Annotated in this window: 17 protein-coding genes and 1 pseudogene; 8 read left to right on the top strand and 10 right to left on the bottom strand. The window is 68.8% G+C overall.

The annotated features are described in order from the left end of the window. Positions 1-4: 4 nt before the first annotated feature. The 5 genes from OG393_RS15320 to OG393_RS15300 form a co-directional block, all read right to left on the bottom strand. Complete coding sequence (locus OG393_RS15320) at positions 5-484, bottom strand: NUDIX hydrolase (RefSeq protein WP_327375209.1); 480 nt, start codon at positions 482-484, stop codon at positions 5-7. A 35-nt stretch (positions 485-519) separates the two neighbouring features. Next, positions 520-1,416 carry a LysR family transcriptional regulator gene (locus OG393_RS15315; RefSeq protein WP_327375208.1) on the bottom strand — a complete coding sequence of 299 codons (897 nt, stop codon included), beginning with the start codon at positions 1,414-1,416 and terminating at the stop codon, positions 520-522. A 256-nt stretch (positions 1,417-1,672) separates the two neighbouring features. Further along, a complete protein-coding gene (locus tag OG393_RS15310) occupies positions 1,673-2,827 on the bottom strand; it encodes a cystathionine gamma-lyase (protein WP_327375207.1) in 1,155 nt (384 codons plus the stop codon). Continuing rightward, entirely contained in the window at positions 2,824-3,312 is a 489-nt protein-coding gene (locus tag OG393_RS15305; RefSeq protein ID WP_327375206.1) for a low molecular weight protein-tyrosine-phosphatase, read from the bottom strand. Before OG393_RS15305 ends, OG393_RS15310 begins: the two co-directional genes overlap by 4 nt. A 6-nt stretch (positions 3,313-3,318) precedes the next feature. Beyond that, positions 3,319-3,696, bottom strand: coding sequence for a phage holin family protein (locus OG393_RS15300; RefSeq protein WP_327375205.1), 378 nt, complete (start codon positions 3,694-3,696; stop codon positions 3,319-3,321). A 49-nt stretch (positions 3,697-3,745) separates the two neighbouring features. Here OG393_RS15300 and OG393_RS15295 point away from each other — a divergent pair, with 49 nt between their 5' ends. The 4 genes from OG393_RS15295 to OG393_RS15280 all read left to right on the top strand — a co-directional run bounded on the left by OG393_RS15295 (position 3,746) and on the right by OG393_RS15280 (position 6,111). After that, positions 3,746-4,063, top strand: coding sequence for a cupin domain-containing protein (locus OG393_RS15295; protein WP_327378439.1), 318 nt, complete (start codon positions 3,746-3,748; stop codon positions 4,061-4,063). Between the two features lie 204 nt (positions 4,064-4,267). Beyond that, positions 4,268-4,486, top strand: coding sequence for a DUF5326 family protein (locus tag OG393_RS15290; RefSeq protein ID WP_327375204.1), 219 nt, complete (start codon positions 4,268-4,270; stop codon positions 4,484-4,486). Between the two features lie 287 nt (positions 4,487-4,773). Beyond that, positions 4,774-5,538, top strand: a complete 765-nt coding sequence (locus tag OG393_RS15285; RefSeq protein WP_327375203.1) for an IclR family transcriptional regulator — start codon at positions 4,774-4,776, stop codon at positions 5,536-5,538. 138 nt (positions 5,539-5,676) lie between these two features. After that, on the top strand, positions 5,677-6,111 hold the full coding sequence (locus tag OG393_RS15280; RefSeq protein ID WP_327378438.1) for an SsgA family sporulation/cell division regulator: 435 nt from the start codon (positions 5,677-5,679) through the stop codon (positions 6,109-6,111). A 205-nt stretch (positions 6,112-6,316) separates the two neighbouring features. On the opposite strand, the gene OG393_RS15275 is transcribed toward OG393_RS15280, so the two are convergent. Next, on the bottom strand, positions 6,317-7,681 hold the full coding sequence (locus OG393_RS15275) for a YibE/F family protein (RefSeq protein ID WP_442817313.1): 1,365 nt from the start codon (positions 7,679-7,681) through the stop codon (positions 6,317-6,319). Between the two features lie 210 nt (positions 7,682-7,891). Here OG393_RS15275 and thiC point away from each other — a divergent pair, with 210 nt between their 5' ends. Continuing rightward, positions 7,892-9,673 carry a phosphomethylpyrimidine synthase ThiC gene (thiC, locus tag OG393_RS15270; protein ID WP_327375201.1) on the top strand — a complete coding sequence of 594 codons (1,782 nt, stop codon included), beginning with the start codon at positions 7,892-7,894 and terminating at the stop codon, positions 9,671-9,673. 261 nt (positions 9,674-9,934) lie between these two features. Here thiC and OG393_RS15265 read toward each other — a convergent pair whose 3' ends face one another. From OG393_RS15265 to OG393_RS15255, 3 genes are all read right to left on the bottom strand, one after another. Further along, on the bottom strand, positions 9,935-10,747 hold the full coding sequence (locus OG393_RS15265) for a hypothetical protein (RefSeq protein WP_327375200.1): 813 nt from the start codon (positions 10,745-10,747) through the stop codon (positions 9,935-9,937). Between the two features lie 159 nt (positions 10,748-10,906). Further along, positions 10,907-12,139: a metallophosphoesterase gene (locus OG393_RS15260; protein WP_442817417.1), complete on the bottom strand. Its 1,233-nt coding sequence runs from the start codon at positions 12,137-12,139 to the stop codon at positions 10,907-10,909. Positions 12,140-12,570: 431 nt separating this feature from the next. Further along, complete coding sequence (locus tag OG393_RS15255; protein ID WP_327375198.1) at positions 12,571-13,677, bottom strand: LacI family DNA-binding transcriptional regulator; 1,107 nt, start codon at positions 13,675-13,677, stop codon at positions 12,571-12,573. A gap of 379 nt (positions 13,678-14,056) precedes the next feature. On the opposite strand from OG393_RS15255, the gene hisC reads away from it, so the two are divergent. Next, positions 14,057-15,154: a histidinol-phosphate transaminase gene (hisC, locus tag OG393_RS15250; RefSeq protein WP_327378437.1), complete on the top strand. Its 1,098-nt coding sequence runs from the start codon at positions 14,057-14,059 to the stop codon at positions 15,152-15,154. Between the two features lie 173 nt (positions 15,155-15,327). On the opposite strand, the pseudogene OG393_RS15245 reads toward hisC, so the two are convergent. Continuing rightward, a pseudogene (locus OG393_RS15245) lies at positions 15,328-15,696 on the bottom strand (cyclophilin-like fold protein); the annotation flags it as partial. Between the two features lie 203 nt (positions 15,697-15,899). Here OG393_RS15245 and OG393_RS15240 point away from each other — a divergent pair. Beyond that, positions 15,900-17,408: a cytochrome ubiquinol oxidase subunit I gene (locus OG393_RS15240; protein ID WP_327375197.1), complete on the top strand. Its 1,509-nt coding sequence runs from the start codon at positions 15,900-15,902 to the stop codon at positions 17,406-17,408. An 18-nt stretch (positions 17,409-17,426) separates the two neighbouring features. Further along, positions 17,427-18,431: a cytochrome d ubiquinol oxidase subunit II gene (cydB, locus tag OG393_RS15235; RefSeq protein ID WP_327375196.1), complete on the top strand. Its 1,005-nt coding sequence runs from the start codon at positions 17,427-17,429 to the stop codon at positions 18,429-18,431. Positions 18,432-18,434 lie beyond the last annotated feature (3 nt).

Here is an 18,434-nt window from a genome sequence, read left to right as displayed (position 1 = left end):
CTGCTCAGCCCAAGTCGGGGGCGTGCATCGCGCGGACGCCTTCGATGTTCCCGTCCAGATAGTGGCGCAGCGAGAGCGGCACAAGATGGACCGCCGCGATTCCGACCCGGCTGAACGGCACCCGCACGATCTCGTACTCCCCGCACGGCTCCTCGATCTCGGGACCGTGGCGCAGGGAGGTGTCCATCGAGGCGAGCCGGCAGACGAAGAAGTGCTGGACCTTCACGCCCGAGACGCCGCCGCCGACGATGTGCTCGATGGTGTCCACGAAGCAGGGAACCACATCGGTGATCTCCGCGCCCAGTTCCTCGTGCACCTCACGGTGCAGGGCCTCGACGACCGTGGTGTCCGAGGGCTCCACTCCACCGCCGGGCGTCAGCCAGTAGGGATCAACCCCCGGCTTGGTGCGCTTGATGAGGATGAGGTCGTTTCCGTCGAGCAGAATGGCGCGTGCGGTGCGCTTGACCACAGGGCGTTCGGTCATGGGGTGAAAATGGCCCGCAACGGGTGTCCTGAAACTCACCAGTCCCCAGCGGCTCTCAGGAGCCACTCGTGTGCCCGTGCCAGAGGTGGCAGTGCCAGGGTCCCCGTACGGACGACGAGGAAGTAGGTGCGCAGCGGCGGTACCGGCGGATCGAGCAGCGCCACGAGACGGCCCTGCTCCAGGGCCTCCTCGCACAGGTACCGGGGGAGTACGGCGAGCCCCGCCCCTGTGGCCGCCGACTCCAGAACCGCCCGGAGGTCGGGAGCGATGACGGTGGCGGCCGAGGCCGGTTTGCTGTCGAACACTTCTGCCCAGTACCGGGAGACGAACGGCAACGACTCGTGCACCTCCACCACCGGGAGCTGCTCCAGCACCACCGCGCCCTTGCGCAGCAGGAGTCCGGGCGCGAGCCGGGCCGCCCAGCGTGGTGCCGCGACCAGGAGGTGCTCCTCGTCGCAGAGCGGAGTCGCGGTGAGCAGACCACCGCGCGGCCGGTCCGTCGCGATGGCCAGATCATGATGTCCGGCTGCCAGCCCGTCGAGGAGGGCCTCGGCGTTGCCGAGCAAGGAGACGCGTACCGACAGTCCCTGGGCGACGAGCGGCGTGAGCGCCGGCAGCGCGCGGGCCGAGGTGAACTCGGGGGGGCCCGCCAGATGCAGGGTCCGCTGCCCGCTTCCCTCGCCCAGTCCGGTCTCCACGATCTCGACGAGCGCGTCCAGGTGAGGGGCGGCCCGGTGGGCGAGTTCGTCGCCGATGGTGGTGGCGGTGACCCCTCGGGCCTGCCTGAGGAACAGCGGGCGCCCGAGTTGTCGCTCCAGGGTGCGGATCTGGCTGGTCACGGCGGGTTGCGACAGCCCGAGCAGGGCCGCCGCGCGGGTGAAGGAGCCGGCCCGGTGCACCGTGACGAATGTGCGCAGCAGGGCCAGATCCATGTCCGCCCCCTCCCGGCCGGGTGGCCGTTCGACTGAGGCGGGGTCGGTTGACGGCACCTCGGGACCGTCCAACTATAAATAAGTCGATAGGTCGCTGTCGCTACCGTGATTGGACACTGACGCAGAGTCAACTAACGTTGTTCCAGCGGTTCTCCGCGCGTGGAACCGGAGCGTTCCGAGCCATGAGGGGGGAGGCTCGGAGCGCTCCGTTCCCTGCTGTGCAGTCGTGTGCGGACCTGTCCCTCGCGCCCTCGGGTCAGCTTCTGCGGGCCCCGTCGAGAGAGCGGACCACATCCGCGATCAGATCCTCTGGGTCCTCCGCGCCGACCGAGAAGCGGATGAAGCCCTCTGGTACGGAATCCCCGCCCCACCGCCCCCGTCGTTCGGCCGTGGAACGCACCCCGCCGAAGCTGGTGGCGTCGTCCACGAGCCGCAGCCCGTCCAGGAACCGCTCTGCCGTGGCCTGGTCGGGGAGCACGAAGGACACCACCGGGCCGAAGCGCCGCATCTGCGTTGCCGCGACGGTGTGCGAAGGGTCACCGGGCAGCCCCGGGTAGCGCAGCCCGGTCACGTCCTGACGCCCGGCGAGGACCTCGGCAAGCGCCAGCGCGGTGCTGCACTGCCGGTCGACGCGGAGCTGGAGCGTGGCCAGCGAACGATGCGCGAGCCAGGCTTCCATCGGGCCGGGAATGGCGCCGACGATCTTGCGCCAGCGCCGCACCTCAGCCGCTCGTCGTGGATCACGGCAGCTCACGTGGCCGAGCAGGATGTCGCCGTGTCCGGTCATGCCCTTGGTGTCACTGGCGACGGAGAAGTCCGCTCCGAGCTCGAGCGGTCGCTGGCCGAGCGGTGTGGCCAGTGTGTTGTCGACGGCGACCAGGGCCCCGGCGTCGTGGGCCGCGCGGACCAGCCGACGGATGTCGCAGACGTCGAGCCCTGGGTTGGAGGGAGTCTCGATCCACAGCAGCCGCGTGCCGTCGAGTGCGGACAGCTGGGCGTCACCGCCGGTGGACGCGGTGCGGACTTCGATCCCGTACGCCCGCAGCTGCTCGTGGACCAGTGGCAGAGCCTGGTAGCCGTCGGAGGGCACGACGACCGCGTCGCCGGACTCGAGCTGGGAGAAGAGGACGGCGGAGATCGCGGCCATGCCCGAGGCGAAGACCAGGGTCTCGACGTCCGGCTCCCCCGGCGCCTCCAGTTCGCCGATGGCACGTTCCAGATGGGTCCAGGTCGGGTTCTCGTCCCGCCCGTAGGTGTAGGGGCCGGTGGGAGCGCCCGGGAGGTGGAAATGGGCGGCGAAGACGGGCCCGGGAAGGGTCGGTTCGTACTTCACCGGCTCGGGGAGTCCCGCCCGTACCGCCCGCGTGCCGTCCCCGAGCGAAGGCTCGGCGCTCCGTACGTCCCTGCTCATGCCGCCGGTCCCTCCAGGTTCTCGCGTACCGCGGTGAGCAGTCGCTCGCTCGCCGCCTCCACCATCTTCAGGCACTCCTCGAAGTCCTCCACGCCGCCGTAGTAGGGGTCGGGGACATCGAGGGCTCCGGCCTCCGGGTCGTACGACCGGAGCAACCGCACCTTGGCCGCGTCCCGAGGGGTCGGCGCGAGCTTCCGCAGGTCCCGCAGGTGCCCTTCGTCCAGGGCGACGACGAGATCGAATGCCGCGAACGAGGCGGCGCGGAACCGCCGGGCGGTGTGCGCGGACGGATACCCGTGCTCCTCCAGCACCGCGCGGGTACGCGGGTCGGCGCCGTGGCCCTCGTGCCAGCCTCCGGTACCCGCACTGCCGACCTCCACCCACTCGGCCAGGCCCGCCTTCTCCACGCGGGCGCGGAAGACTGCCTCGGCCATGGGCGAGCGGCAGATATTGCCGGTGCAGACGAAACAGACGCGGTAGGTCAACGCCGTTCAGTCCCCGTCGGGGAGGACGACGTTGAGGGCCCAGGAGACGACGGAGATGATCAGTCCGCCGAGGACGGCGGTCCAGAAGCCCTCCACATGGAAGCTGAGGTCGAACTGTTCGGCCAGCCAGGAGGTCAGCAGCAGCATCAGGGCGTTGACCACCAGAGTGATCAGGCCCAGGGTCAGGATGAACAGCGGAAGCGTCAGCAGCTTCACGACCGGCTTGACGACGATGTTGACGAGGCCGAAGACCAGGGCGACGAGGATGAGCGTCCACGCCTTCCTGCCCGTGCTGTCGCCGGTCAGAGTGATGTCCTGGAGGAGCCAGATGGCTACCGCCAGTGCGCCCGCGTTGGCGAGCGTCTTGACTACGAAATTCTTCATGTGTCTGATCGTGGCAGACATGATCGAGCCAGGGCAGGGGCGGACGGATATGAAGGCATTCCGGTTGGACGAACTGGAGGCGGAGCGAGCCGCCAACGAGGGCGCGTACCTCCAGTTCCTGCGTGAGCGGAACATGTCGGTCGGTCTGTACGCGCTGGACGCCGGGGCGCTCGACCCGCAGCAGCCGCACGGCCAGGACGAGGTGTACTTCGTCGTCAGCGGCCGGGCCGCGATCACGGTCGGGGAGGAGACCACGCAGGTGGCGCGTGGCAGCGTGGTGTACGTGCCGGCGGGTGCGGCCCACCGGTTCCACCACATCACCGAGGACCTGCGGGTCATGGTGGTCTTCTCGCCGCCGGAGGGCTGAGGGAGTCCCGCGGAGTCGCCCCGCACTCTCGGGGGCCCTCTCCCGGCCCCTGCGCGGTCCGGGTGCGGGAGCCGGATTCCCTAGGGGGCGGATCAGGGGTGTTCAAGGGCTGCGGAGGCCCCGCCGGACTCGTGTCGCACCTAGCATCGAAGGTGTTCGGTGCAGAGCGCGCGGGACGGACTCTTCGGAGATGAGGTAGGGACAATGGCCGTCAAGGAGCTGCTCGCGGGGATGCCCTGGTGGGTGAAGTGGATCGCGATACCCCTGATCGCCCTGCTCGTCTTCGGTGGGCTGATCACCAGCATCGCCGTATTCGTGATCGGCCTGCTCTTCAAGGTGCTGGTCTTCGTCGCCCTGGTCGGCGGACTGATCTACGTCGTACGGAAGTTCACCTCGTCCTCGACATCACGCGAGGATTGGTAGGACGAGCTTCCCATCGGTGCGGACCTGCTGACGGGTATTAGCCCGGCCGAGGGAACGCACTGGTCGAAACCGGTAGAGGCCCCGGGGCTGCCATTAGAGTGGAATTCCCCTGCCGCCCCGGGGAAATCAGGTGAAGACCTCCACGCTGAGCAGTAATTCTCCACCGGGTCCAGGCGGGCCCGTCGTGGGCTCCACCGGCTTTTTCCAGGCCGCGGCGGGCGCGCGGGGGTGGCCCCCGCCGACGAGTGCAGGGCACTTGTCGACTCGCCTGGGGGTGACCTTTGGCTATGCCTTCGCAGTCCGCTGCTCCTACCTTGATCGGCTCGGTGCAGCGCGCTCTGAGACTCCTGGAGGCCGTGGGCTCCCATGAGGACGGCGCTCCCGCCAAACAGCTCGCACGAGAGGCGGGGCTTCCCCTCCCGACCGCGTACCACCTGCTCCGCACCCTGACACACGAGGGATACCTGCGTCGTGAGAAAGGAGTGTTCGTCTTCGGTGACGCGGCCGGTCGTCTGGCCGGTGGGGGAGTTCTGCAGAATCGTCGCACCAAGATCGAAGACTCACTCGCGCGCTGGCGAGACGAGATCGGGGTCCCCGTCTACTTCGCGGTCTACCGCGAGGGTGAGATCGAACTCGTCACCGTCGCCGACACTCCGGCCGCGCCCGCGGTCACCGAATGGGCGGATTTCCGCGAGACCGGTCACGCCCACGCGATCGGCCAGTGCCTGCTGAGCCAACTGGATCTGAGAAGCCGTCAAGACCACCTTGACCGCCATCCGGTGGAAGCCATCACGCCGTATACGGTGCGTAACCGACGGGTTCTTTTGGATCGTTTGGGCGGTATGGGGAGAATGGAACCCCTGGTGGAACGTCAGGAATATGCGCTCGGCACAGTTTGTGCCGCGATTCCCATCACCGCGGGGTCCACGGCGGCCGCGATGGCCATTTCCCTTCCTCTGCACCAGGAAGAACGGTTGCTGCCCGCAGTCGATCGACTACGCAGCGAGATCGGAAGGCTCTTCAGTTCGTTTGCCTTCTCTATCAGTATCTGAAAAATCACTCCTTGTGATCTGCTAGTGCTTCCAGCACGATGGCGTCAAGAGGGCCGTGAGGGATCATTCCCGGCCGTTTTGATCACAGCTTTCAGCAGCCGTGTTTACACAACTGCTCCATCTACTGCGGGGTACATGATGCGAGAGTCGGTCCAGGCCGAGGTCCTGATGAGCTTCCTCGTCTCCGAGGAGCTCTCCTTCCGGATCCCGGTGGAACTGCGTTACGAGACGCGGGATCCCTACGCGGTGCGGATGACCTTCCACCTTCCCGGTGACGCCCCGGTGACCTGGGCGTTCGGCCGGGAACTGCTGCTCGACGGGATCAACGGGCCCAGCGGGGACGGTGACGTGCGCATCGCCCCGACCGACCCCGAGGGGCTCTCGGACGTCACCATCCGACTTCAGGTCGGCGGTGATCAGGCGCTGTTCCGGGTCAGCGCTCCGCCGCTGGTCGCCTTCCTCGATCGAACAGACAAAATTGTCCCGCTCGGTCAGGAACGGACCCTGGGCGACTTCGAGCACAACCTGGAAGCGGCTCTCGGCCGGATTCTCGCCGAGGAGAACGCCGGCTGAGCCAGGCCCTGCCCCGTCCGCCTCACCTCGCCCGCCCCGGGCCCCACCCGCCCCGGCCCCCTCGTGTCCCGCCCGTGTCCCGCCGGGTGGAGCAGTGCCGGACCGGGTGGGGAAGAGGACCGGGGCGCCCCGGAACGCCGCGCGACGGGTGCCCGCCCGTGCCGGGTCGCCCGGCACCCACCGGAGTGTGGGGGCCTCGGTCGGGTCACTTCGCCCGGCGGCGGCGTCCCCCCCTGCCCGCCGGCCGTCGTTCGGCCGGGCCCGTGCGGTCGGCAGACACCACCAGCGCGGCGAGCGCGGTCGTGACCGGAACCGAGGCGACCAGGCCGATCGACCCCACCAGCGTGCGGACGATCTCCACCGCGACGAGCTCGCTGTTGGCGACCGTCCCCACACTGCTCTGCGCGATGGAGAAGAGCAGCAGCAGCGGCAGTGCCGCCCCGGCGTACGCGAGCACCAGAGTGTTCACCACCGACGCGATATGGTCCCGGCCGATCCTGATACCAGCCTGGTACAGCGCGCGCGGCCCCATCCGAGGGTCGGCCTGGTGCAGTTCCCACACCGCTGACGTCTGGGTCACCGTCACGTCGTCGAGCACCCCCAGAGAGCCGATGATGATGCCCGCGAGCAGCAGCCCCGACATGTCGATGGCCGGGTAGAGGCCGTGGATCAGACCGGTGTTGTCATCGGTGTTGCCGGTCAGCGAGGCCCAGTCGACGAACAACGATCCCAGCAGTCCGATCAGCAGCAGGGAGATCAGCGTCCCGAGCACCGCGACCGAGGTCCGGGCCGAGAGCCCGTGGCACAGATAGAGGGCGATCAGCATGATCGCGCTGGAGCCGACGACCGCCACCACCAGCGGATTCGATCCTTCCAGAATCGCGGGAAGGATGAAGAAGGTCAGGACGAGGAAGCTCGCGGCGAGGGCGATCAGCGCCATCACCCCGCGCATCCGGCCGACCAGGACGACCGCGACCGCGAAGATCGCGGCAAGCACGATCAGGGGCAGCTTGCGGTTCACGTCGGTCACCGAGTACTGCAGGTCGCGCGGGGCGTCGGGCGCGTACGCCACGACCACCCCCTGCCCCTCGTCCAACTGGCGTGCCGCGTCCGGCTGCACGATCTCCACGAACCGGCGGCCCTCGTCCGCTCCCGTGGTGACCTCGATGGTCGCCTTCTCGCACGCTTCCTGCCGGGCGCCGACCGCGTCGCGTCTCTGGGGCGTCGAGGTGTCCCCGGTCGGCGGGACCTGGGCGGCGTTGACGTCCTTGCAGTCGATCCGCTCGACGGACACGACCCTGCCCTGCTCCGTCTGCCGGTCGAAGCCGACGCCGGTGCGCTCGTGCGCCGGAGCACCGCCGGGCCACAGGACGACGAGGCCGACGACGACGGCACTGGCGAAGGGGATCAGAACCGCGGCGATCACCTTGCGCAGGTGGCGAGAGACCGGCGCGGCCGGCCCGTGGGCGTGACCGTGATGACCGCCCTGGCCACGGTCGTGCCCGCCCTGGACACCGCCGTGCCCGTCGCCGTGGCCGTGGGGTTCGGGGGTCTGTTGCGAGGTGGTCACCGACAGATCATCGCAAGAACGGCGGGGGCCCACTGTTCAGCACGCCAGGGATGGCGCTAGCGTGGTGGCACCTTTGCACACGCGGGAGCTCGGAGCACCGGGCTGAGAGGGCGCTGATCACCGTACGCGCGTACTGACGTACGTACGGGAGGAGGCTGCGCCGACCGCCGAACCTGTTACCGGGTAATGCCGGCGTAGGGAGTAGGTCTCATGACCATTCAGGATGCACGCACGCCTGCCGTCGACCAGGGCGACCAGGCCGGCCGTAAGCCGGGCTGGCACAAGGGGTACATCGCGGGTTCGCGCCCCGATCTCCGGGTGCCGGTCCGTCAGGTGCACCTCACCAACGGCAGGGACGTGACGCTCTACGACACGTCCGGCCCGTACACCGACCCCACCATCGACACCGACGTACGGCGCGGACTGCCGCCGCTGCGCGAGAACTGGATCATCGGCCGCGGCGACACCGAGGAGTACGCGGGCCGTCCGGTCCGTCCCGAGGACGACGGCATCAAGCACACCTCGCCGCGGGGCGGGCTGAAGAACCTCGACGCCGTCTTCCCCGGCCGTCCGCGCCAGCCCCGCAGGGGCCGCGACGGACAGGCCGTGACGCAGCTCGCCTACGCCCGTCGCGGTGAGATCACGCCCGAGATGGAGTACGTGGCGATCCGGGAGAACGTCTCTCCCGAGGTCGTACGGGAGGAGATCGCCGCAGGCCGCGCGGTGCTCCCCGCCAACGTCAACCACCCGGAGATCGAGCCGATGATCATCGGCAAGCGGTTCCTGGTGAAGGTCAACGCCAACATCGGCAACTCCGCCGTCACCTCCTCCATCGAGGAGGAGGTGGAGAAGATGACCTGGGCCACCAAATGGGGCGCGGACACGGTCATGGACCTGTCCACCGGCCGCAACATCCACACCACCCGCGAGTGGGTGCTGCGCAACTCCCCCGTGCCGATCGGCACCGTGCCGCTCTACCAGGCCCTGGAGAAGGTCGACGGCCGGGCCGAGGAGCTGAGCTGGGAGATCTACAAGGACACGGTCATCGAGCAGGCCGAGCAGGGCGTCGACTACATGACGGTGCACGCGGGTGTGCTGCTGCCCTATGTCCCGCTCACCGCGCGACGTAAGACCGGCATCGTCTCCCGCGGCGGCTCGATCATGGCCGCGTGGTGCCTCGCGCACCACGAGGAGAACTTCCTCTACACGAACTTCGAGGAGCTCTGCGAGATCCTGGCGGCATACGACGTCACGTACTCGCTGGGCGACGGCCTGCGTCCCGGTTCGATCGCGGATGCCAACGACGAGGCCCAGTTCGCGGAGCTGCGCACACTGGGCGAGCTGAACACGATCGCCAAGCGTCACCACGTGCAGACGATGATCGAGGGCCCCGGACATGTCCCGATGCACAAGATCAAGGAGAACATCGACCTCCAGCAGGAGATCTGTGAGGAGGCGCCGTTCTACACGCTCGGCCCGCTGACGACGGACGTGGCCCCGGCCTACGACCACATCACCTCGGGCATCGGCGCGGCGATGATCGCCTGGTGGGGCACCGCGATGCTCTGCTACGTCACGCCCAAGGAGCACCTGGGCCTGCCCAACAGGGACGACGTGAAGACCGGGGTCATCACCTACAAGATCGCGGCCCACGCGGCCGACCTGGCGAAGGGGCACCCGGGGGCGCAGGAATGGGACGACGCCCTGTCGGACGCACGTTTCGAGTTCCGCTGGGAGGACCAGTTCAACCTGGCGCTCGACCCGGACACGGCCCGCGAGTACCACGACGAGACGCTGCCCGCGGAGCCCGCGAAGACCGCCCACTTCTGCTCGATGTGCGGCCCCAAGTTCTGCTCGATGAAGATCTCGCAGGACATTCGGCGCGAGCACGGCGGTGACCTCGGGTCGGAGGAGATCGAGGCCGGGATGGCCGAGAAGTCGAAGGAGTTCGCGGCGAGCGGTAACCGCGTCTACCTGCCACTGGCCGACTGAGATCCGGTCGACCGAGACCGGGGTGGCGGCGAAGAGGGGGCGAGGCTTTGCCATTCCGGAGCCTCGTCCTCGCCGCCGGGCCACTCGCGAGCGGTCTGTCCGCTGTGCGCACTCGGCAGGCCGGTGCCGTGACGCGCAGATCGGGGCCGGCAGGGCGGAGAAGCCGGAGGAGTCCGCTCTGCCCCCGCCACCGGGTCCATCTGCCGCCCGCCGGCTGACCGTACGGGGGCAGGGCGGGTGGTCCGGGCCGCCGTCGTACGGCTATTCCACCCGGTGGTCGGGAGGGCCGAAGTCGGGGCTGGAGAAGTCCGGACTGCTGAAGGTGGGACGGCTGCCGGAGGAGCCTTCGCCGGGGCTGGTGAAATCCGGTCCGCTGTAGCCGACCTTCGGAATCCGGGGAGTGCGCTGCGACGCGGCGAAGCCGGGACGCGGAGTCGCGGGATCCGCCAGCGCGTCGCGCAGAAAGGGCAGGATGCCGCGTTCGAGCAGGGCTCCGCGCCACGCCTCCCTCGCTCGGGACAGTTCGTCGTCCGGCTCCGTGCCGGCCGGCCCCCCGGCCGCCACGTCGGTGGCGCTGTTGCGCAACGCCGTGACGAGCAGCCCGCCCGCCGCGCAGAGCAGGCCGGCCGCGGCCACGGCGCCGAAGACCGAGCTCGCCGTCAGCAGGGTGTCGGCGAAACCGAGTGCCGGGTCGAGCACCTTCAGTACCGCGCCGACCACCAGGAAGATCACCGCTGCCGCGCCCGCGAGCACCGGCGCGAGGACCGTGACGACGGCGATGACGCCCGCGCCCGGGTCGCCGTCCGCCGCGAGGACGGCTCCCATCACGCGGGTGCCGCTCGGTGAGCGGTCCTCTTCGCGGATCTTCACGAAGTGGTCGTACTCGTCCGCCGCCGCGGTGGTGATCAGCGTCGTCGCGCTCAGTGCCATCGCGCGCAGTTGTGCGGCCGTGAGCCGTTTCCCGATCTCGGCCAGATCCGGACGGTCGTGCGCGTTGCGCAGTGCGTCGTCGAGGATGCGCTCGTACTCGGCGCGGTCCTCGGTCAGCAGGTGCGGAGCCACGTTCATGTGCATCCCCCGATGATCCGTCAGGCCGGATTGACCGTGGGAAACGGGCAGTCGGGCGGAAACGGAGGAGAGCCTGCTACTGATGTTCCGATGGTATTGCGGTTAAGCCACAGGGTGACAGGGGGTTTCCTGAAATCGCCTTCCCCGGATGCGCAGGGTTATGCCTCAATCAGGCAAGGGCAGTTGGACGACCAGCAGCTTTCCGGCCATGGTCACTCCGCCGTCCATGGCGATGGCCAGACCGTCCGCGTAGACGTGCGGGCCGTCCACGACCGGGTCCGAGGCGCCCTCGCCGTCCTCGGTGCCGACCTGTCCGAGGAGGTACGGGATGGGGCTGTGACCGTGCACGACCCGCTGTCCGCCGTAGGTGGCGAGCAGTTCCCGTACGGCCTCCGGGCCGTCGTCGTCGCGGAACGCGAAGCGCTTGGTGAACTTACGGAACAGGTCCCAGACCTCGTCCGCGTCGTTCCGGTTGAGGATCTCGTGGATGGTGTCGTTGACGTCCTCGGTGGTGGTGCCGTAGTCCAGGTACGCGGTGGTGTCGGAGTGCATCAGCAGGTGCCCGTCCTCCTCCACCACGGCGTCGAGCCGGGACATCCACTGGAGGTGGACGTCCTGGAGCCGGTCCATGTCGTACTTCTGTCCGCCGTTGAGAAGCCAGGCTGCCTGGAAGGTGGCCGTGCCGGCACCGGAGTTGACGGGTGTGTCCGCGAAGCGCTTGGCGCCGATCAGCAGGAGTTCGTGATTGCCCATCAGCGCCTTGCAGTAGCCGCCGGCGGCGGCGGCCTCGGCGGACAGGCGCATGACGAGGTCGATCACACCGATCCCGTCGGGACCGCGGTCGGTGAAGTCGCCGAGGAACCACAGACGGGCGTTGCCCGCGGCCCAGCCGCCGTCCGCGTCGACGAGTCCCTGCTCGCCCAGGGCGGCGAGGAGTTCGTCGAGGTAGCCGTGCACGTCGCCGACCACGTAGAGCGGGCCGGGGCCGTCGCCGGGAGTGGAGGACAGTGCGACGGACGTCCCGGGCTCGGCCGGGTCGATGTCGCCGAGGTTGATCACCGGCAGGTCGCGCTCGGTGGGGGTGTATCCCTCGGGCTCCTCGCCCTCGGGAAAGGCGTTGCCGGGGTGGCCGGTGGCGACGGCGACGATGGAGGAGCCGGAACCGACGACGTGGCCGAGCCGGAGGGTGGGTGCCGAGGGCGAGTGAACGGGCTGGTCGGCCCCCGCAACAGAGCCGGCGGCGGGATCCGGGATGCCCGCGGATCCGCCCTCGGGCGGCTCGACGGCATGGCCCTGCACGGGCACCCGGGCGTACGGCGGTACGCGAAAGTCACGCATTGTCGCCGTGCGTACCACGGGTTCCTGCCCGGCCCCCTGAGTCATCGACCCCTCCACCACCGTCGCGATGCCCTGCACATCGCGGACCGACCTGGTCGGGGTGGTTCGCGATGTCGTGCGCCCATCATAGGAATGAGGGTCCCGCTGTGTGACGCACCAGGGGTGATGAATCCGGGTCCGCTCCGGGTTCACCGGCCGTTTCGCCCGAATTAGGAAGGTCCAGGCCAGGGAAGGCACCGGGTCGGCACCTGGTTCGACGTGTGGTGGGGTGGGCAGGTGTGTCACGCCCGGACCGCGTGGGTCCGCGCATGGCGGTGCCGTGGTTCCTCGCCGCGCTCCAGGGGCGACGAGAGTGCCCCCTCGGTCGTCCTCGGGACGCGTGGGCGGCGGTTCCGCTCCGTGACCCGCCGTGCGTCCCGAGGGGGCGGCCGGGAGGACCACCGGCCGCCGGGCGAGGCGCCCGGCGTGGCCTCCCGGTGTTTTCCGGCCGCTCAGTCCTTCGAGGGTGAGCGGGGCGGGCTGACGGTCGTGCGGGGTGAGCGCCGCTGCGAGGACGTCCGCACGATGAGTTCGGTCGGTATCACCCGCTCGATCGGCCCGTCGGCGTCGATCCCCTCGATGGCGTCGATGAGGAGCTGGACGACGGCCGTGCCGATCCGACGGGGCTTGAGCGAGAGGGTCGTGATCGGCGGTTCGGTGGTGGCGTAGACGGTCGATTCGCTGCAGCAGACCAGCAGTAGATCGTCCGGTACCCGCAGTCCGTAGCGGCGGGCGGCGGCGAGCAGGTCCGTCCCGTTGGGGTCGAAGAGCCCGTAGACGGCGTCCGGCCGGTCCGGGCGGGCGAGCAGCCGGTCGGCCGCGACGGCGCCCGCGCACGGATCATGCGCCGGATATGCCTCGTAGACGGGGTCCTGCCCGACCCGCTCGCACCAACGGAGGTACGCGGTGGTGGACAGGCGGGTGTACGTGTCCGTGGTGGTGCCGGTGAGGAGGCCGATCCGGCGGGCTCCGGCCGCGGCGAGATGGTCGAGGAGGTCGAGGACGGCGGCTTCGTGGTCGTTGTCCACCCAGGCGGTCACCGGAAGGGTGCCGGCGGGACGCCCGTCGGAGACGACGGGCAGACCCTGGCGCACCAGCTCGGTGACGACCGGATCATGATCGGACGGATCGATGACGACCGTGCCGTCGAGGGCGACGTTCGACCAGACGTCGTGTCGGGAGGTGGCGGGGAGGATGACCAGGGCATAGCCGCGCGCGAGCGCGGCCGAGGTGGCTGCTCTGGCCATCTCCGCGAAGTACGCGAATTCGGTGAAGGTGAAAGGTTCATCCCCGTAGGTCGTCACGGTCAGGCCGATGAGGCCCGACTTGCCGGTACGGAGCGTGCGGGCCGCAGCGGATGGGCGGTAGCCCAGCCGGTCTGCGACCTCGCGGACGTGGCGGCGGGTGGCGTCCGGGAGCCGGCCCTTGCCGTTGAGCGCGTCGGAGACGGTCGTGATGGAGACCCCGGCGGCGGCGGCCACGTCCCGGATGCCCGCTCGTCCCTGCCGACTGCCCCGGGTCTGTGCCCGGCTCACCTGGTGCTTCCCTGCTGCTGTCATGGCGAGCCGATAGTAGGGCGAGGGCGGGTGGTTGGGCCGGTCGCATATGCACTCGTTGACAGGCACGTTTCTGCATGATCATTAATCATCAACGGCCTTGGAAGTAAAGGGTGTTAGCGCCCTTGGCGTGGAGGCTGTGGTTGTCGACGCGCATGAGCCTGCCAAGGGGGGTAGGTCTCGAAGAGGTCTCAACTCACCTCTACGAGGGATGCGCGCCACGGCGCCCGCCACCGGCGCGCGCCACCCGTGTCCGCGCTCCCCCTGTTTGTCCACAGTGTGTCCCGTCCGTTGTCCACAGGCCATTCGCAGCGGAGGCGAATCCTCTTAAGGTGAGGAGTATTGGTGGTACGGACGGTCGAGGAGGACCACAGTGAGTGCAGTGAGCGAGACCGGCGGGACGAGCGCGGGCGGCCCGAGGCTGCGTGCCGTACTGGACGGCATCCCCACCTACAAGCCGGGCAAGCCGGCCGCCGCGGGTGGCCCGGTCGCCTTCAAGCTGTCCTCCAATGAGAACCCGTATCCGCCGCTGCCGGGCGTGATGGAGAGCGCGCTGGCCGCTGCCGGACAGTTCAACCGGTATCCCGACATGGCCTGTACCGGTCTGATGGACGAGCTCGCCGACCGCTTCGGCGTGCCCGTCGCGCACCTGGCGACCGGCACCGGGTCCGTCGGTGTCGCGCAGTCGCTGATCCAGTCGACCGCGGGTCCGGGCGACGAGGTCATGTACGCCTGGCGGTCCTTCGAGGCGTACCCGATCATCACCCAGATCAGCGGTGCGAGCTCGGTGCGGGTGCCGCTGACGGACGGCGACGTCCACGACCTCGACGCGATGGCGGAGGCGATCACCGAACGGACCCGGCTGATTTTCGTCTGCAACCCGAACAACCCCACGGGCACGGCGGTGCGCCGGGCCGAACTGGAGCGCTTCCTTGACCGGGTGCCCTCCGACGTTCTCGTGGTGATCGACGAGGCGTACCGCGAGTTCGTCCGCGACTCCGAGATCCCGGACGGCATCGAGCTCTACCGCGACCGTCCGAACGTCGCCGTGCTGCGTACCTTCTCCAAGGCGTACGGCCTGGCGGGACTGCGAGTGGGCTTCGCGATCGCTCACGAGCCGGTGGCGGCGGCGCTGCGCAAGACAGCGGTGCCGTTCGGTGTGAGCCAGCTCGCGCAGGACGCGGCGGTGGCGTCGCTGCGGGCCGAGGACGAACTGCTCGGGCGGGTCGGTGCGCTGGTGGCCGAGCGCGAGCGGGTGCACGCGGGTCTCGTCGCGCAGGGCTGGACGGTGCCGGACACCCAGGCGAACTTCGTCTGGCTGCGCCTCGGTGAGCGGACCATGGACTTCGCCGCGGAGTGCGAGCGGCACGGCGTGGTCGTGCGTCCTTTCGCGGGCGAGGGCGTGCGGGTCACCATCGGCGAGTGCGAGGCGAACGACCTGTTCCTGAAGACGGCGGAGGGCTTCCGCCGGGAGGTATGAGCGGGCCGGGAGCGTCGGCGCCGTGTCATGCGGCGCCGAGCTCCGTCGTGGCGCGGGCTTCGGGGCGGGCCGTGTGCGCGGGGGCCACGCCGCGCACGGGACCAGGGCCGGGCCGGCGAGGTGTGCCCTCGCGACGCCCGACGGCACTGCCGGTGTGGAGACGGTTCGAGGGCGACCTCCACGCGCACTGGATCGCCGTCCCTGACAGTGGCCGGCACGCGGGCGTCGCCGTCCAGTGAACCCAGCAGGTTGCACGGTCTCGCGAGCCCGGCATTCGTCGCCCCGCGAGTCCGGGGTCGGGCCGTAGGGGAGCGCCAGGGCGTCTCCGTCGGTCCAGAAGACGACGGTGCCCGGTTCCACCACCTGTCGCGCGTCGGCTTCGGCGGTGGCGGAGACCGGGGTGTCGCAGTAGACCTCCTCACCCCAGGTCCGGGCGATGGAGGAGAACGGGAGAACCCCCGCGAGAGCCGTGCTCGTGGGGTGTCGCCGAGGGCCGCCGTGGCGTGTCCGGCGGGCCAGGAGATGTGTAGCCGAAGGGTCATGGCTCGAATTCAACAATACGTTGAAGTCTCGGGGGATGGGGTGACCTTCGGTAGGGGGACCCCCTGGGCAGTACGGATTTCACATGAGACATAATGCTTGTGAATGTGAACGCGTTCACAAGCGTGTCCCGGTTTATCCGAGATGGGTGGGATCAACGGGGCAAACTGCCCCCCATGACCACGGCGTGTAAGGAGAAGTTGACGTGGACCTAGCTCTGGCGCCAGAGACTCTGGCGCGCTGGCAGTTCGGCATCACCACCGTCTACCACTTCCTCTTCGTTCCCCTGACGATCTCGCTCGCCGCGCTCACGGCCGGACTGCAGACGGCCTGGGTGCGCACGGAGAAGGAGAAGTACCTCAAGGCGACGAAGTTCTGGGGCAAGCTCTTCCTGATCAACATCGCCATGGGCGTCGTCACCGGCATCGTCCAGGAGTTCCAGTTCGGTATGAACTGGTCCGACTACTCGCGCTTCGTCGGTGACATCTTCGGCGCGCCCCTCGCCTTCGAGGCGCTGATCGCGTTCTTCTTCGAGTCCACGTTCATCGGTCTGTGGATCTTCGGCTGGGACAAGCTGCCCAAGCGGATCCACCTCGCCTGCATGTGGATGGTGTCGATCGGCACCATCCTGTCCGCGTACTTCATCCTGGCCGCCAACTCCTGGATGCAGCACCCGGTCGGCTATCGCATCGACGAGGAGCGGGGCCGGGCCGAGCTCACCGACTTCTGGCGCGTCCTCACCCAGAACACCGCCCTCACCCAGTTCTTCCACACCATGACGGCCGCCTTCCTGGTGGGCGGCGCGTTCATGGTCGGCATCGCCGCCTTCCACCTGGCCCGCAAGCGCCATATCCCGGTGATGCGGACCTCCCTGCGGCTCGGTCTGATCACCCTGATCATCGCCGGCCTGGGCACCGCGATCAGCGGTGACCTGCTCGGGAAGGTCATGTTCAAGCAGCAGCCGATGAAGATGGCCGCCGCCGAGGCGCTCTGGGACGGCGAGGCCCCCGCACCCTTCTCGATCTTCGCCTACGGAGATGTGGAAAAAGGCCACAACAAGGTCGCCATAGAGATCCCGGGGCTGCTGTCCTTCCTCGCGAACGACGACTTCGACTCCTACGTACCCGGCATCAACGACGTCAACAAGGCCGAGCAGGAGAAGTACGGCCCCGGCGACTACCGGCCCAACATCCCCGTCGCCTACTGGGGCTTCCGCTGGATGATCGGCTTCGGCATGGCCTCGCTGGCCATCGGCATGCTCGGTCTCTGGCTCACCCGCAAGAAGTTCCTGCTCGCGCCCGGGATGCGGACCGGCGAGGACGACGTGCCGAACCTGGTCCTGTTCAAGCGGAAGGCGCTCAGCCCACGCCTGACCTCGTGGTACTGGGTCATCGCGCTCTGGACCATGGCCTTCCCGCTGATCGCCAACTCCTGGGGCTGGATCTTCACGGAGATGGGCCGTCAGCCCTGGGTCGTGTACGGCGTGCTGCGCACGAGGGACGCGGTCTCCCCCGGCGTCTCGCAGGCCGAGGTCCTCACATCCATGATCGTCTTCACGCTGCTCTACGCCGTGCTCGCGGTGATCGAGGTCCGGCTCCTGGTGAAGTACGTCAAGGCGGGACCGCCCGAACTGACCGACGACGACCTCAACCCGCCCACCAAGATCGGCGGGGATGATCGTGACCCCGACCGGCCCATGGCCTTCTCGTACTGAGACTCAGGAGATCGAGGCATGGAACTCCACAACGTCTGGTTCGTACTCATCGCCGTCCTCTGGATCGGCTACTTCTTCCTGGAGGGCTTCGACTTCGGGGTCGGCATCCTGACCAAGCTGCTCGCCCGTGACCGGTCCGAGAAGCGGGTGCTGATCAACACGATCGGTCCCGTCTGGGACGGCAACGAGGTGTGGCTGCTGACCGCGGGTGGCGCGACCTTCGCCGCGTTCCCCGAGTGGTACGCGACGTTGTTCTCCGGGTTCTATCTGCCCCTGCTGGTCATCCTCGTCTGCCTGATCGTGCGGGGCGTCGCCTTCGAGTACCGGGTGAAGAGGTCCGAGGAGAGCTGGCAGCGCAACTGGGAGCAGGCGATCTTCTGGACCTCCCTGATCCCCGCGGTGCTCTGGGGCGTGGCTTTCGGCAACATCGTGCGTGGTGTGAAGATCGACGCGCGGATGGAGTACGTCGGCACCTTCTGGGACCTGCTGAACCCCTACGCGATCCTCGGGGGCCTGGTCACCCTCACGCTCTTCACCTTCCACGGTGCGGTCTTCGCGGCGCTCAAGACGGTCGGGGACATCCGGGTCCGCGCCCGTTCGCTCGCCCTGAGGCTGGGCGCGGTCACCGCCGCCCTCGCGCTCGGCTTCCTGGTCTGGACCCAGGCGGACAAGGGCGACGGCTGGAGCCTGGTCGCCATGCTGGTGGCCGTCGTGGCGCTCGTCGGCGCGATCGGGGCGATCGCGGTGGGACGGGAGGGCTGGTCGTTCGCGCTCTCGGGCATCACGATCGCCGCCGCGGTCGCGATGCTCTTCCTGACGCTCTTCCCGGACGTCATGCCGTCTTCGCTCGACCCCGCGTGGAGTCTGACGGTGACGAACGCCTCGTCGAGTCCGTACACGCTGAAGATCATGACCTGGTGTGCGGCGATCGCGACTCCACTGGTGCTGCTGTATCAGAGCTGGACCTACTGGGTCTTCCGCAAGCGAATCGGTACCCAGCACATCGCGGACGCGGCGCACTGATGT

This window comes from Streptomyces sp. NBC_01216 (genome assembly GCF_035994945.1).
Taxonomy (GTDB): Bacteria; Actinomycetota; Actinomycetes; order Streptomycetales; family Streptomycetaceae; genus Streptomyces.
Note: the sequence above shows the minus strand (reverse complement) of the source record. Positions and strands in the feature narration are given on the sequence as shown.

Excerpts from the sequence above, each read along its gene's own strand:
- OG393_RS15320 (WP_327375209.1), bottom strand. The coding sequence starts at position 484 with ATGACCGAACGCCCTGTGGTCAAGCGCACCGCACGCGCCATTCTGCTC.
- OG393_RS15315 (WP_327375208.1), bottom strand. The coding sequence starts at position 1,416 with ATGGATCTGGCCCTGCTGCGCACATTCGTCACGGTGCACCGGGCCGGC.
- OG393_RS15310 (WP_327375207.1), bottom strand. The coding sequence starts at position 2,827 with ATGAGCAGGGACGTACGGAGCGCCGAGCCTTCGCTCGGGGACGGCACG.
- OG393_RS15300 (WP_327375205.1), bottom strand. The coding sequence starts at position 3,696 with ATGAAGAATTTCGTAGTCAAGACGCTCGCCAACGCGGGCGCACTGGCG.
- OG393_RS15295 (WP_327378439.1), top strand. The coding sequence starts at position 3,746 with ATGAAGGCATTCCGGTTGGACGAACTGGAGGCGGAGCGAGCCGCCAAC.
- OG393_RS15290 (WP_327375204.1), top strand. The coding sequence starts at position 4,268 with ATGGCCGTCAAGGAGCTGCTCGCGGGGATGCCCTGGTGGGTGAAGTGG.
- OG393_RS15285 (WP_327375203.1), top strand. The coding sequence starts at position 4,774 with ATGCCTTCGCAGTCCGCTGCTCCTACCTTGATCGGCTCGGTGCAGCGC.
- OG393_RS15280 (WP_327378438.1), top strand. The coding sequence starts at position 5,677 with ATGCGAGAGTCGGTCCAGGCCGAGGTCCTGATGAGCTTCCTCGTCTCC.
- thiC (WP_327375201.1), top strand. The coding sequence starts at position 7,892 with ATGACCATTCAGGATGCACGCACGCCTGCCGTCGACCAGGGCGACCAG.
- OG393_RS15265 (WP_327375200.1), bottom strand. The coding sequence starts at position 10,747 with ATGCACATGAACGTGGCTCCGCACCTGCTGACCGAGGACCGCGCCGAG.
- OG393_RS15255 (WP_327375198.1), bottom strand. The coding sequence starts at position 13,677 with ATGACAGCAGCAGGGAAGCACCAGGTGAGCCGGGCACAGACCCGGGGC.
- cydB (WP_327375196.1), top strand. The coding sequence starts at position 17,427 with ATGGAACTCCACAACGTCTGGTTCGTACTCATCGCCGTCCTCTGGATC.